This window comes from Loktanella sp. PT4BL (assembly GCF_003201935.1).
Taxonomy (GTDB): domain Bacteria; phylum Pseudomonadota; class Alphaproteobacteria; order Rhodobacterales; family Rhodobacteraceae; genus Yoonia.
On the sequence record NZ_QJJL01000003.1, the window covers coordinates 649244 to 662641 of the forward strand.

General features: G+C 59.8%; 14 protein-coding genes. 6 read left to right on the top strand and 8 right to left on the bottom strand.

Annotation, left to right across the window (positions count from 1 at the left end; all coding sequences use genetic code 11):
• Positions 1 to 31: 31 nt before the first annotated feature.
• Both C7964_RS13090 and C7964_RS13095 read right to left on the bottom strand, forming a co-directional pair.
• A complete protein-coding gene (locus C7964_RS13090) occupies positions 32 to 1621 on the bottom strand; it encodes an ATP-dependent DNA ligase (protein ID WP_110280072.1) in 1590 nt (529 codons plus the stop codon).
• Entirely contained in the window at positions 1618 to 2631 is a 1014-nt protein-coding gene (locus C7964_RS13095; protein ID WP_110280073.1) for a ligase-associated DNA damage response exonuclease, read from the bottom strand. The genes C7964_RS13090 and C7964_RS13095 overlap by 4 nt, the downstream gene beginning before the upstream one ends.
• A gap of 104 nt (positions 2632 to 2735) precedes the next feature.
• Between C7964_RS13095 and C7964_RS13100 the strand changes: the two genes are divergently transcribed.
• Complete coding sequence (locus C7964_RS13100) at positions 2736 to 3950, top strand: threonine ammonia-lyase (RefSeq protein ID WP_110280074.1); 1215 nt, start codon at positions 2736 to 2738, stop codon at positions 3948 to 3950.
• Here C7964_RS13100 and C7964_RS13105 read toward each other — a convergent pair.
• Both C7964_RS13105 and C7964_RS13110 read right to left on the bottom strand, forming a co-directional pair.
• On the bottom strand, positions 3947 to 4897 hold the full coding sequence (locus C7964_RS13105; RefSeq protein WP_110280075.1) for an alpha/beta hydrolase: 951 nt from the start codon (positions 4895 to 4897) through the stop codon (positions 3947 to 3949). The two genes, C7964_RS13100 and C7964_RS13105, sit on opposite strands and share 4 nt — an antisense overlap.
• Positions 4897 to 5187, bottom strand: coding sequence for an SCP2 sterol-binding domain-containing protein (locus C7964_RS13110; RefSeq protein WP_110280076.1), 291 nt, complete (start codon positions 5185 to 5187; stop codon positions 4897 to 4899). Before C7964_RS13110 ends, C7964_RS13105 begins: the two co-directional genes overlap by 1 nt.
• 166 nt (positions 5188 to 5353) lie before the next feature.
• Between C7964_RS13110 and C7964_RS13115 the strand changes: the two genes are divergently transcribed.
• The 3 genes from C7964_RS13115 to C7964_RS13125 are packed head-to-tail and all read left to right on the top strand — an operon-like array spanning position 5354 to position 8921.
• Complete coding sequence (locus tag C7964_RS13115; protein ID WP_353652415.1) at positions 5354 to 5821, top strand: tetratricopeptide repeat protein; 468 nt, start codon at positions 5354 to 5356, stop codon at positions 5819 to 5821.
• Positions 5822 to 5853: 32 nt separating this feature from the next.
• Entirely contained in the window at positions 5854 to 8553 is a 2700-nt protein-coding gene (locus tag C7964_RS13120) for a helicase-related protein (RefSeq protein WP_110280078.1), read from the top strand.
• Positions 8550 to 8921: an RNA-binding S4 domain-containing protein gene (locus tag C7964_RS13125; protein WP_110280079.1), complete on the top strand. Its 372-nt coding sequence runs from the start codon at positions 8550 to 8552 to the stop codon at positions 8919 to 8921. The genes C7964_RS13120 and C7964_RS13125 overlap by 4 nt, the downstream gene beginning before the upstream one ends.
• Here the strand turns inward: C7964_RS13125 and C7964_RS13130 are convergent.
• The 3 genes from C7964_RS13130 to C7964_RS13140 form a co-directional block, all read right to left on the bottom strand.
• A complete protein-coding gene (locus C7964_RS13130; protein WP_110280080.1) occupies positions 8913 to 9947 on the bottom strand; it encodes a permease in 1035 nt (344 codons plus the stop codon). The two genes, C7964_RS13125 and C7964_RS13130, sit on opposite strands and share 9 nt — an antisense overlap.
• The gene (locus tag C7964_RS13135) at positions 9944 to 10243 is read right to left on the bottom strand and encodes an ArsR/SmtB family transcription factor (RefSeq protein WP_110280081.1); all 300 of its coding nucleotides are present in this window, start codon (positions 10241 to 10243) and stop codon (positions 9944 to 9946) included. The genes C7964_RS13130 and C7964_RS13135 overlap by 4 nt, the downstream gene beginning before the upstream one ends.
• Positions 10244 to 10367: 124 nt before the next feature.
• Positions 10368 to 10652, bottom strand: coding sequence for a hypothetical protein (locus C7964_RS13140; protein ID WP_146214858.1), 285 nt, complete (start codon positions 10650 to 10652; stop codon positions 10368 to 10370).
• A gap of 217 nt (positions 10653 to 10869) precedes the next feature.
• On the opposite strand from C7964_RS13140, the gene fdxA reads away from it, so the two are divergent.
• Positions 10870 to 11205: a ferredoxin FdxA gene (gene fdxA / locus C7964_RS13150; RefSeq protein WP_110280084.1), complete on the top strand. Its 336-nt coding sequence runs from the start codon at positions 10870 to 10872 to the stop codon at positions 11203 to 11205.
• Positions 11206 to 11412: 207 nt separating this feature from the next.
• Entirely contained in the window at positions 11413 to 11919 is a 507-nt protein-coding gene (locus tag C7964_RS13155; protein WP_055294644.1) for a CarD family transcriptional regulator, read from the top strand.
• A gap of 66 nt (positions 11920 to 11985) precedes the next feature.
• Here the strand turns inward: C7964_RS13155 and purD are convergent, their stop codons facing one another.
• Entirely contained in the window at positions 11986 to 13248 is a 1263-nt protein-coding gene (purD, locus tag C7964_RS13160) for a phosphoribosylamine--glycine ligase (RefSeq protein WP_110280085.1), read from the bottom strand.
• Positions 13249 to 13398 lie beyond the last annotated feature (150 nt).

Consider the following 13398-nt stretch of genomic DNA (forward strand, 5'->3'; position numbering starts at 1 on the left):
TAGGCACTGTTGCGAAAAGTGTTAAGGGCGATCAGCCGTAGGTGGCTAACATCTCTTTGAGATCGTCCAGCGTATTGGCCTCATCCACGGGTTTGTCGCGCCGCCAGCGCAGCATGCGCGGAAAACGCAAAGCTACGCCGGATTTGTGGCGCGGGCTGGCCTGGATGCCCTCAAAGGCGATCTCGAACACATGTTCGGCGGGCACCTGCCGGACAGGGCCAAAGCGTTGCAGCGTGTTCTTGCGCACCCATGCCGTGATTTCGCGGAATTCCTTGTCGGTCAGGCCGGAATAGGCCTTGGTGAAGGGCACCAGATCATTGCCGTCGCGAACAGCGAATGTGTAGTCGGTGAAAAGGTTCGCGCGGCGTCCGTGCCCTGCCTGGGCATAGATCATCACCGCGTCGATGGTCAGCGGATCAATCTTCCATTTCCACCAGTCGCCCCGTTTGCGCCCGGCAAGGTAAGGGCTGTCTAGGCGTTTGAGCATCAGACCTTCGGCGCCCAGATCGCGGGATTGGTCGCGTGCGGTGCGCAGATCATCCCATGTCTGGAAACGGACGGAGGCGGACAGCCGCAGGGGGGCTGTCACAGGGGCATCCTTGATCAGATCCTCTAACGCCGCGCGGCGGTCTTTCAGAGGTTTATCGCGTACATCCGCCCCCTGATGTTCCAGGAGGTCATAGGCCATAAGGATCACTGGCGCCTCGGCCAGAAGTTTCTTTGGCACCGTCTTGCGCCCGATCCGTTTTTGCAGCGCGTTGAAAGACAGGGGCTTTTCATCAGCGAAGGCCAGCACCTCACCGTCGATGACCGTGCCATCAGGCAGGTAATCGCGCAGTTGCGCGAGTTCGGGGAAGCGGTCCGTCATCAGGTCTTCACCGCGCGACCACAGGTGGTGTTCACCGCCACGGATAATCAGCTGACCGCGGATACCGTCCCATTTGCGTTCCGCATTCCAGTTGGCGGGCGGGCCGAGGTCATCGAATGCGTCGAGTTGGTAGGCGAGATAGAAAGGGTAGGGGCGGGACAGGTCTACCGTTGGGTCGTTTGCTTCGATCAACGCGTCCCATGTGGTGGTGTCCGGCGTCCAATTGCCCATGAGCTTGTGGGTGAGCTCCGGTTCGGGCTGGCCGGTGGCCTGTGCCAGCGCGCGGGTGATCAGTTTTGCGCTGACCCCGATGCGAAAACCGCCGGTCAGAAGCTTGGTGAAGAGGAACCTTTCGGTGTGGGGCAGGCTGTCCCATGCGTCCAAGATACCTGATTTGCGTGCGTCGTCTTCGAGTGTCGTCAGCGTTTTGATGTAGCTGATCCAATGGGTCAGCGTGTGGTCTTGGCTTTGCGTGGCTGGGGGCAACACCAGCGCGATGGTCTCGGCCAGATCACCGACGATGCTATAGCTTTCCTCGAACAACCAGTCAGGCAAGCCCGCGACCTCTGCCGCCCATTCCCGCAGCCTTGTGGCCGTGATCGTGCGTTTCGGGCGACGCCCTGTGAAGAGGGCGATGGTCCACAGCCGGTCTTCCGGCGTTGCGGTGCGGAAATAATCGGCAAGTGCGGCGGTCTTGACGCTGGTCTTGGTGCTTTCGTCGATGCGGGTGAAGAGGGCGGCGAAGTCTTTCATGCCTCGGCCTCGTCCGCCTGGTCAAACCCTTCGCCCTGGTAATCCGTGCTGACGATATGCGCGTCATAGCCCTGGCTGGACAGCCATTTCTGGAAGGCACCCGTGTAGCCGTGGGTGGCAAAGACCTTGGTCGCACCGGTCGCCTTGATCGCAGCGTTCAGCCCTTCCCAATCGGCGTGGTCTGAGACGATGAACCCGCGATCTGCCGCGCGCCTGCGCCGCACACCGCGCAGGGCCATCCAGCCGCTGGCGAACGCGGTGGAGGCCGTGCCGAATTTGCGTGCCCAAGGGGTGCCAAGTGCGCTGGGCGTGGCCAGTACCAGCGCGCCGGGGTGGGTTTTATGGGTGGTTTCGGCGGTGACAAGGGTGGTTTCGGGCAGGGTAAAACCCTGGCCGCGCAGTACCGCATTGGTGTTTTCGATTGCGCCGTGCGTCAGGATTTGGCCGATGTCAGGGTTGACGGTTGTCAGCAACCGCTGCGCTTTGCCCAATGCATAGGCCCCGAGGATTGAGGTACGCCCGGCTGCGGCATTGGCGGCCCACCAGTCGTTGATTTGCCGGGCGAGAATGTCTTGGGGCGTCCATTTGAAAATCGGGAGGCCAAAGGTGCATTCGGTGATGAAAGCGTGGCAGGGGACGGGTTCGAACGGTTCAGAGAGCCCGTCGGCCACTGTCTTGTAGTCACCCGAGACAACCCAGACCTCGCCTTTCACGGCCACCCTGATCTGCGCTGAGCCGGGCACGTGTCCGGCAGGGTGGAAAGAGACGGTTGCGTCTCCGATGCGGGTTTCAACGCCGTATTCCGTGGTTTCGAGCGTGATATCGCCCAAGCGGTGCCGCATGACAGGGGCTGTGCCTGTCGTGGCCAGATAGCGGTTCATCCCCCAGCGTGCGTGGTCGCTGTGGCCGTGGGTAATTAGTGCGCGGTCCACGGGCCGCCACGGATCGATATAGAAATCGCCCGCTGGACAATAAATGCCCCTGTCAGTGAAGGTCAGAACGTCGGCCATGATCCGACTATAGGGCGCGAAGAGTGCTGGCCAATGGTGGGGGGTGGGTTTCACCCACCTTACGGTGTAGGGCTGTGGGGTATTATTCTTGAACGAGGTGGCCCATGGCCCTTGATCCTGCGCTGATTGCGAAAACCTATGAGGCGATCAAACCTGCCACGATGCGCACGCCCACTGTCCATGCGGCCCGCCTGTCGCTGCATCTGGGCATTGATCTCTATCTCAAGCTGGAGAACCTCCAACACACCAACGCGTTCAAAGCGCGGGGTGCCTTGGCCAAGCTTCTGACGCTCAGCGATGCCGAGCGCGCCGCCGGTGTCATCGCCTGCAGTGCCGGAAACCATGCGCAGGGCGTGGCCTATCACGCCAGCCGCCTCGGCATTCCCGCGGTGATCGTGATGCCCGAAGGGACACCGTTCAACAAAGTCAAGCGCACCAAGGATTTCGGGGCAGAAGTCGTGCTGCATGGCAAGGGTTTTGATGAAAGTGTGCAGTTCACGCTGGATATGGCGGCGGAAAAAGGGATGACCTTCGTGCATCCCTTTGATGATCCCATCGTCGCTGCGGGGCAGGGCACCGTCGCTTTGGAGATGCTTGAACAGGAACCGGATCTTGATGTGATTGTCGTCCCGATTGGCGGCGGGGGACTGATTGCGGGCATGGCTGTCGCTGCAAAATCAGTCAAGCCCGACGTGCAGGTGATCGGCGCGCAGGCTGCGAATTTCGACGCGGTGAAAGCGCATTTTGATGACCTTGGCACCAATTTCGGCGGTGCGACACTGGCCGAGGGGATCGCAGTGCGTGAACCGGCTGCGGCGAACCTTGCTGTGATCAAGACGCATGTGGACCGTGTGGAAACAGCGACCGAGGCCGAGATTGAGGCGGCCGTGTTTGATCTTCTGTCTTACGAAAAGATCGTGGCCGAAGGCGCTGCGGGCGCTGGCCTTGCTGTCATCGAAAAGCATGCCAAGGATTTTGCAGGCAAAAAGGTGGGCCTTGTTGTCTGTGGCGGCAATATCGATTCGCGGCTGCTCTCGACACTTATTCTGCGCGGTTTGGTGCGCGATGGCCGGATTACGCGCCTGACGTTCGAGATTGACGACACACCAGGCCAGCTTTCGGATATTTCGCGCATTATTGGCGCGGCGGGGGCCAATGTGATCGAGGTGATCCACCAGCGGATGATGCAGAGCGTGTCGCTCAAGCAGGCCGAGCTTGAGATCGTGATTGAAGCCCGCGATCAGCAGCACGTGTCCGAAGTGGTCAGCGAGCTACGTGGCGCGGGATTTCAGGTGCGCACGGACAGTGATCTGGCCTAGGCTACAGGCGCCAGTTGTTTGTCAAAAAACGCTGTCGTTTCATCAAAGATCATGTCGCGCATTTCGGGCATGTCCATCAGCATCTCGTGCTTGCCGCCCTCAATGACGCGCAACACGCCGTTTGGCCATTTCGCCATCCGTTCGCGGATACGCGAGGGATCAACGATCACTTCGTCGGTGCCCAGATAGGTCAGGCAGGGCACCTGCGGCGAGGGGGCGGTGCTGAGTTGATGCATTTCACGCAAAGAGGCGTTGAGCCAGCGTAACGATGGCCCGCCGAGACCTAGATCAGGCTGTTGGCGAAGCTGCGTGCCAAATTGCGCCCACATCTCGGGATCATTGGTCAGCGTGTTTGCTTCAAACGTTTCGCGCAAAGGATAACTTTCCTCTGACTGGCCGGGCACGATATTCTGGTCGAACCCCAAAGGTGTGCTCATCGCGGAGAGCCCCCACGCGACGGGGCGTAACAGGGTGGCCATCTGCACGCCCCACATCGGCGCCGAGAACATCGCGGCCTGAACGTCCAGCCCTTCGATCAACGCGCGCAGACCGATACAGCCCCCCATCGAGTGCCCCAGCAGGAAATAGGGGCGCGGAAGACCAGCTTCCTGCGCATAGGCGAGCGTCGCGGTCACATCTTTTTGATAGTCCGAAAATGCACCAACATGCCCGATCGCCCGTTTGGGTGTCATGCGGTCGGCAATGCCCTGGCCGCGCCAGTCAATCGCCAGACTGGCATAGCCGCGGTCCTGCAGGGCCTGCGCGGTATTGCCGTATTTTTCAACATATTCGGTGCGGCCCGGAAAGATCAGCACTGTGCCTTTGGCACCCGCCAGCGGCCAATGGCCCACGCGAATGCGCACCCCGTCAGATGTTGTCAGCCAATGGGCGACCCCTCCGGCGGGACCGCCTGCGATATCTTCGAAAAGAGGGGCCGCCTCCAACATTAGCCCAGAACGCCCGCCAGCTTCATGGCTTGGCCCATATCGCCGTCAACACTGAGTTTGCCGGTCATAAAGGCGGTCGTCGGGTTCATTTCGCCGTCAAGAATGGCTTTGAACGTCTCGGTCGAGGCCGTCAGGGTCACATCTGCATCGTCGTCACCTGCGTGAGCGCCGTTCTGGTCGATGATGATGCTTCCCTCACCCGCGATCTCGAATTTCGCGCTGCCGTCAAAACCGGCCCCGTCCATCTTTGCGTTCAGGGCGGCGACGGCCTCTGTTACAACATCACTCATTTTTTCGTCCTCTATTGGTTGATATCACCCTGCGACCTCTGGTGTTGGCCGCATAGTGCGCTACATTACCGTTATGGTTATGCACGCACATCGCTTCAAATGTATCGTTACGGCACTTTGCCTTACGGTTGGGTTTTCCTTACCCGCTTACGCGCAACAAAAGCCCTTGGATGAACTTTTTCAAGAGCTCGCCGCCGCGGATGAAAGCACTTATGCGCGTATCGAACGGCAAATCATTGCGCAGTGGGAAAACAGCGGCTCGCCTGCGATGGACCTGCTGCTGCGTCGCGGTAAGGATGCGCTGGAAGACGGCGCACCCGAAGTGGCCGTCGAACATTTCACCGCTTTGGTCGATCATGCGCCGGATTTTGCCGAAGGCTATTATGGTCGTGCGTCGGCTTATTATTTCCTCGGGCGCATTGGCCCTGCTCTGAACGATGTGCGTCAGGTGCTGGCATTGAACCCGCGTCACTTTGAGGCGATGCGCGGTCTTGCTTTGATGATGGAAGAACTAGAGCGCCCCGAAGATGCGCTTGAAGTTTATGAAATGGTTCTTGCGATCAACCCCAATGCACGCGAAGCGCTGGAGGCCGTTGATCGTCTGGAACTGCAGCTTGAGGGTCAGGCGCTCTAGGCACTGGCGCTCCGATTGGTTCGGGGAAGAATATGACGGTGTCCCGGATCACGGCCGTGCTTGGGCCGACGAATACTGGCAAGACGCACTACGCGATTGAACGGATGCTGGCCTACCGCACCGGTGTGATCGGCTTGCCGCTCCGGCTTCTGGCGCGCGAGGTCTACGACCGGATTGTGGCTGTGCGTGGCCCCGGCGTCGTGGCGCTTGTGACCGGAGAAGAGCGGATCGTGCCGCCGCGCGCCGCCTATTGGGTCTGCACGGTTGAGGCGATGCCCGAGGGCATGGGGTGCGATTTTCTGGCCGTTGATGAAATCCAGCTTTGCGCCGATCCGGAGAGGGGCCATATTTTTACCGACCGTTTGCTGAATGCGCGCGGCCTGCATGAGACCCTGTTTCTGGGCGCAGAGACAATGCGCGGTGCGATCTCGGCCTTGGTGCCTGAGGCGTCGTTCATGCGCCGTGAGCGGATGTCGCAACTCACCTATTCAGGGTCCAAGAAACTGAGCCGGATGCCTGCACGATCGGCAATCGTGGGGTTTTCGGTCGAAAACGTTTATGCCATCGCGGAACTTTTGCGCCGCACCAAAGGTGGTGCTGCTGTGGTGATGGGTGCGCTGAGCCCCCGCACGCGGAATGCGCAGGTCGAGATGTATCAGAACGGCGATGTCGATTATCTCGTGGCGACCGATGCGATTGGTATGGGGCTGAACCTTGATATCAGCCATGTGGCGTTTTCCTCGCTGACCAAATTTGACGGGCGCCGGATGCGGCACCTGCAACCTGACGAGTTGAGCCAGATTGCGGGCCGCGCGGGGCGGCACGTGGACAATGGCACCTTTGGTGTCACCGGCGAGGCGCCGCCTCTGGACGAAGGTGTCGCGCAGGCGATTTGCGATCACCGCTTTGCCCCGATCAAGAAACTGCAATGGCGCAACAGCCGATTGCAATTCGGATCGGTCAAGCGTCTGATTGCCACGCTGGAAGACCGCACCGAGGACCCGTGGTTGACCCGTGTACGCGAAAGTGATGATCTGGCCGCACTCAAAGCACTGGCGATGGACACCGAGGTTGCCGCGCGTGCGACGGATGGTCCGTCGGTCAAACTGCTTTGGGATGTGTGCCGCGTGCCTGATTTTCGCGGTATCAGCAAAGGTGAGCACGCAGCCCTTTTGACGCATATCTACAACGATCTGCATCAACTTGGGCATGTGTCCGCCAACTGGTTCGCGCTGCAGGTCAAACGCATTGACCGGACAGACGGAGACATTGATACGCTCTCCAAACGGCTCGCGTATATCCGGACCTGGACATATGTGGCACAAAGGAATGGGTGGCTTGTTGACGAATCTCATTGGCGAGATGCAACCCGCGCGGTAGAAGACCGACTATCGGATGCGCTGCACGGCGCATTGACGCAAAGATTTGTGGACCGGCGGACCAGCATTCTGCTTCGCCGGCTCAAACAGAAGGAGAGCCTTTTGGCTGACGTGAATGACAAGGGTGAAGTGACCGTCGAGGGCGAATTCGTCGGACGGTTGGAAGGGTTCCGTTTCCGGATGGACAAAGCAGGCAGCCCCGATGAGGCCAAGACATTGCGTCAGGCCTCTGTGCAGGCGCTGGTGCCGCAGTTCCATTTGCTGGCGGACCGTTTCTATAACGCCCCCGATCCCGAGATTGATTTCACCGAACAGGGTGGCCTGATGTGGGGCAGCCAGGCGGTTGGCAAACTGGTCAAGGGCGACGATCCGTTCAAGCCGGGCGTTGAGGCCTTTGTCGATGAAGAAGCAGGCCCCGATGTCGCCGCCAAGGTGCAGCGCCGTTTGCAGCATTTCATCGACCGCAAGATTGCCGCCGGATTCGAGCCGATTATCGCGCTGAAAAACGATGAGGCACTGACGGGCGCCGCGAAGGGCTTTGCCTTCCGCATGGCCGAGGAGTTCGGGATCATCCCGCGCGGTGAAGTCGCCGAAGAGGTCAAGGCACTGGATCAGGACGCCCGCGGCGCGTTGCGCAAGCACGGTGTGCGTTTCGGCCAGTTCACGATTTTCATGCCGCTTCTGCTCAAGCCCGCGCCGACACGGCTGCGTCTTGTGCTGTGGTCGCTGTCCAAGGGTCTGGGCGAATTTCCTGAAAGCCCGCCCCCCGGTCTGGTGACGGTCCCTGCCGCTCAGGATGCGGTTGCAGGGTATTATGCGATGGCGGGCTACCGCGCTGCTGGAGATCGCGCGATCCGCATTGATATGCTGGAACGCCTCGCCGATATGCTGCGCCACAAGGACAGCCGTGGCGGGTTCGAAGCGAACCCCGACATGTTGTCGATCACCGGCATGACGCTCGAGCAATTCGCCGATCTCATGACCGGTCTGGGCTATAAGGCCGAGAAGGGTGAGCGCGAGAAAGTGAAAGCGGTTGCCGCCGAGGCGCCCGCCGCTGATGCCGCGCCTGCCGCAGAGGTCGCCCCAGCCGAGAGCGCAGCAGAAGAAAAGCCGGACACCGGCCCCGAGATGGAGGTGTTCTATACCTTCACATGGGGTGGTCGGGCGGCACGTCCTGCACGCCCCCAAGGCGATGCCCGCCCCCGTGGCAAAGGCAAGCCGAAGGGCAAAGGCAAACCGCAGGGTGGCGGCAACAACAAACCGCAAACCTTCCAAGCCAAACCCAAGCGCGAAAAGCAGATTGATCCTGACAATCCGTTCGCTGCCGCTTTGGCAGGTTTCAAGAAGGATTGAGCGACCCGCGCCCGACAATCCGGCTGGATAAATGGCTCTGGCATGCGCGGTTTTTCAAATCGCGCAGCCTTGCCGCCGGTGTTGTCACCGCGGGCAAGGTCCGTGTGGATAGCCAGCCTGTCAGCAAACCCGCCCGCGCGATCGGGCCAGGGAATGTGCTGACTTTCGTGCAGGCCCAGGAAACCAAAGTGGTGCGGGTTGTGGCTTGTGGCGAACGCCGCGGGCCTGCGCCCGAAGCGCACGCGCTCTACGAAGACCTCACGCCCGCACCCAAACCGCGGCCTGCAGAGACGCAGGGAGCGAACCCGCGCTATGAAAAGGGCGGTCGTCCGACAAAGAAAGACCGCCGCGATATGGGGCTAGACTAGCGCGCCAAAGACGATGCCAGACAGGATTGCGCCAGATACGCCCAAACCGATGTAGGCCGCGAACACCCGACCTTTCACCAAGGACCAAACCGCTGCCATCGCGGGGATCGAACTGACCGACCCTGCAATCATGAAGGCCATCGCTGCCCCGTTGCTCATCCCTTGTGCGATCAGCCCAGCCAGCAAAGGTGGGGCAACGTACCCGTTCAGGTAGGCGGGCATGCCGACAAGCGCTGCGATGCCGATGGGCAGGATACCTTCGCCGCCGACGATACCGGCGATCGTTTCGGCAGGGACGTAAGTTACCAGAAGCGCTTCAAGCGCATAGGCAAGCGACAGCCATTTGATCAGGAAGATGCCATTGTGCATGAACTCCTGACCAAAGACGGCGCGGCGCGCAGGCGCGTTCCAGAAGGTCCAGACCGGCTTGCCGTCGAAGGGGTTCGGGCCACAGCCACAGCCTTTGGCCTGCTGCAGCTTCAATGGGTCAGAGAACAGCCCCGCGTGCGTCATCGCTTTGATGGCAAAACCACCCGCCAAACCAAGTGCCACTGCGGCGACAGCCTTGCCGATGGCAAAGGGCCAACCAAGGGCGGCGGCGGTGATCAACAGGGTTGGCGGATCAATCAGCGGGGAAGACAGCCAAAAGGCCATGACAGCGGCAAGCGGTGCACCAAGCGCCAGCAGTCCCGCGATAAAGGGGATGACTTCGCAGGAACAGAACGGCGCTAGCCCGCCGAAAAGCGCTGCCAGCACGATCATGCGGTTTTCGCGGCCTTGAAAGGCCTTCGCGATCATGGCTTCGGCACCCGCGGCCTTGAGCCCCGCGATCAGAAAAACCGCGAAGGCGATATAGGGCAGAGTGCCCCAAAGTGCGCCTGCCGCGAATGTGATGATCGGCCAGAGGTTGGCGGGGTCAATCGCTGCGACAACCACCGGAACCAGCAATGTGATGGTCCAAGGTGTCGCAAGGTATGTTCGCGCCCGGTCGACCAGTGACGGAGCGGGGCGGGTTGCGTCAGTCATTCTGGTCTTCCCATATCGGCGCAGCATTCTTCGAGGATGAAGGCTGCAAGACGTTGCAGGTGGTCAAAGTTCGCGCGGTTCGTGATGGTGCGGCCTTGTTTCTCTGCGCTGACGAGACCCGCGCTGGCGAGAAATCTCAGATGATGGGCCAAGGTTGACGCAGGGATGCCTGTGCGCTGTTGGATTTCGCCCACAAGCAGCCCGTCTTCACCAGCTTTGACGAGAGTCTGAAGAACTTCCATCCGGGGCTCGGATCCCATGGCGGAAAAACCTTGCGTCGCGGTGACGATATCCATTCTCAGGTTACCTTCTTTAATTCGATAGTTCTAGTTTTATCGAAATATAGGTAGGCATGTCAACAGTGATCAGGCCAATGTGCGCGGCATGGCCCTCTGCAGGGCAGGGCGATGCCGTTTGGTATCAGCTATAGAGCCGAGGTGCGCCCAGACCGCCGCTGGCGCCTGCGCCGCCTGTCAATTGATCCAGCATACCGCCAAGCCCGCCGGAGGATTGTGCCCCACTGCCGCCGCCCAATTGGCCCAGCATGTCACCCAAACCGCCCATGCCGCCGGCTTGTTGCGGGGCGCTGCCCCCTGTGAGTCCGCCAAGCAGCCCACCAAGGCCACCATTTTTCTGTACTGATTCCATGCCCTTGGCGACCGCAAAGCCGACCGCCATTGCTGCGACCGTATTCATAAGTGACATTGTATGTTTTCTCCCTGGGTCAAAATTCTTTGTTGTGAAATTATGGCCGATAGGATGGTCGGTCGATTATGCGCTGTCCAGCATCTTGAAAGACCCCGGCAATTTCGCGCATCTTGTCGCAATCTCGGACTTGGCTGCCTTCGTTGGGCTGTTGGACCTTGAACGCGCGGCCAGTCTATTCTAGCTAGGCTGCGTGAACTGATCGGAACTCCGCCTTATGACCTACATCGTCAACGATAACTGCATCGCCTGCAAATACACGGACTGCGTCGAAGTCTGCCCCGTAGACTGCTTCTACGAGGGTGAAAACATGCTGGTGATCCATCCTGACGAATGTATCGACTGCGGTGTTTGCGAGCCTGAATGCCCTGCGGATGCGATCCGTCCGGACACAGAGCCTGACATGGAAAAATGGGTTGAATTCAACCGCAAGTATTCCGAGCTGTGGCCGGTGATCATCACAAAGAAAGACCCGCTGCCGACTGCCGAAGAAATGGACGGCAAAGAAGGCAAGATGGAGCTCTTCTCGGAAGCAGCCGGAGAAGGCGGCTGATTCGCGCCTATCCGGCGTTGAGAGCCAATGTTTACAGGCCTTTCGTGCTTTGATTCGCGATACTTCCGCTGGCCTTGTTTTTATGATATACTTAGCGGAATGCTGCGAACGACGTGATCCAGATCATCAGACGATAGCTCCGGCGGAGGCGAAGTGCCCCCGGCGGATTTTTTGTCGTCATTAGCTGGCCGTCATGAAAGGACGATCATGAGCAAGAAGAAATACGACTTTAGCCCCAACGAGTTTGTCGTTTACCCCGCCCACGGGGTCGGCAAAATTGTGTCGATCGAGACGCAAGAGATTGCCGGCTTCGAGCTTGAGATGTTTGTCATCTCGTTCGAGAAAGACAAAATGACCCTGCGGGTGCCGACTGACAAAGCTACCGATGTAGGCATGCGTGCCTTGGCGACACCTGATGTGGTCAGCCATGCGATGAAGACACTGCGCGGCAAGGCAAAGGTCAAAAAGGCCATGTGGTCGCGTCGCGCACAAGAATACGAGCAAAAGATCAACTCGGGTGATCTGATCGCAATTGCAGAGGTTGTGCGCGACCTGCATCGCCAGGATGACCAGCGTGAGCAGAGCTATTCCGAGCGTCAGCTTTATGAAGCCGCACTTGAGCGCCTGACCCGCGAAATCGCGGCCGTGGCGGGCAATGATGAAAACGCGGCTGCGGCAGAGATTGATTCTGTTCTGGTCGGCCGCGCCGCATAACTGCGTCGCCACCGAATACCAAAAAGGCTGTGCTTGGAAACAAGCACGGCCTTTTCTTTTGCAGGGTCAGAGTGCCCGCCAGCCAATGTCCGAGCGGTAAAACCCGTCCGGCCAGTCGATCGTCTGGGCCATAGCGTAGGCCCGTTCATGTGCCTCGGCCAAGGTCGCGCCCCGCGCTGTGATATTCAGGACACGTCCGCCTGCGGCCGTGATCTGCCCGTCTTTCAGTGCGGTGCCAGCGTGAAAGACCATGTGGAAACTGTCTTCGGGCTGGCTGTCCAGCCCTCCGATCACGGTGCCTTTGGTATAGTTTCCGGGGTAGCCATTTGCGGCAATGACGATGTTCAACGCGTGATCATCCGCCCAGTTGACCTGCATCTCGTCCAAACGCTCTTCAGCGCAGGCCTGCAGCAGATCAAGGATCTGCCCGCCCAGACGCATCATCAGGCACTGGCACTCGGGATCACCAAAGCGGACGTTGTATTCCACCAGACGCGGCTGGCCGTTCTGGATCATCAGGCCGACAAAAAGTACGCCCTGGAAGGGGGTGCCGCGCTTGCGCATCTCTTCCATGGTGGGGGAGATGATTTCGTCCAGCGCTTTTTGTGTAATTGCATCGGTCATCACAGGGGCAGGGGAGTAAGCGCCCATGCCGCCTGTGTTCGGGCCCGTGTCGCCGTCAAAGGCGCGTTTATGGTCTTGGGCGGTGCCCACGGGCAGGATGGTTTTGCCGTCACAGAGCACAAAGAATGAAGCTTCCTCACCGTCCATGAACTCTTCGATCACCACCTCGGCACCTGCCGCGCCAAAGCTGCCGTCGAACATATCGTCGATCGCGGCAAGTGCTTCGTCTTCGGACATGGCAACGATCACGCCCTTGCCGGCGGCAAGCCCGTCAGCCTTGACCACAATCGGTGCACCTTGGGCGCGGATATAGGCACGGGCGGCATCGGCATCAGTGAAATGCGCGTAGGCGGCAGTGGGCGCGCCTGCCGCGTCGCAGATGGCTTTTGTAAAGGACTTCGAGGCCTCAAGCTGGGCTGCCGCCTGACTTGGACCAAAGACCAGAAACCCGGCGCTGCGCAGCCGGTCCGCCACACCGGCCGCAAGGGGGGCTTCGGGGCCGATAATGACGAAATCAATCGCGTTCTCTTCTGCAAATGTCGCCACAGCATCACCGTCGAGAATGTTGATGTCTGCACATTCCGCATGGGCCGCGATCCCCGCATTTCCGGGGGCAACAATCAGGCGGTCACATTTGGGGTTCTGTTTGACGGCCCAAGCCAGACTATGTTCGCGACCGCCACTGCCCAAAATGAGAATGTTCATATTCGTCCCTGCAAGAATTGGATTGCCACGGTTCTAAGGCGGGGATGGCATGACCACAAGTGTCACCCAAGCCAAAGGTTTTTTAGTCTCCGGTGCTTGGCGCGCGTGCCGCATCGGACTAGTGTCGCAAGCGAGACAACCAATGCGAGC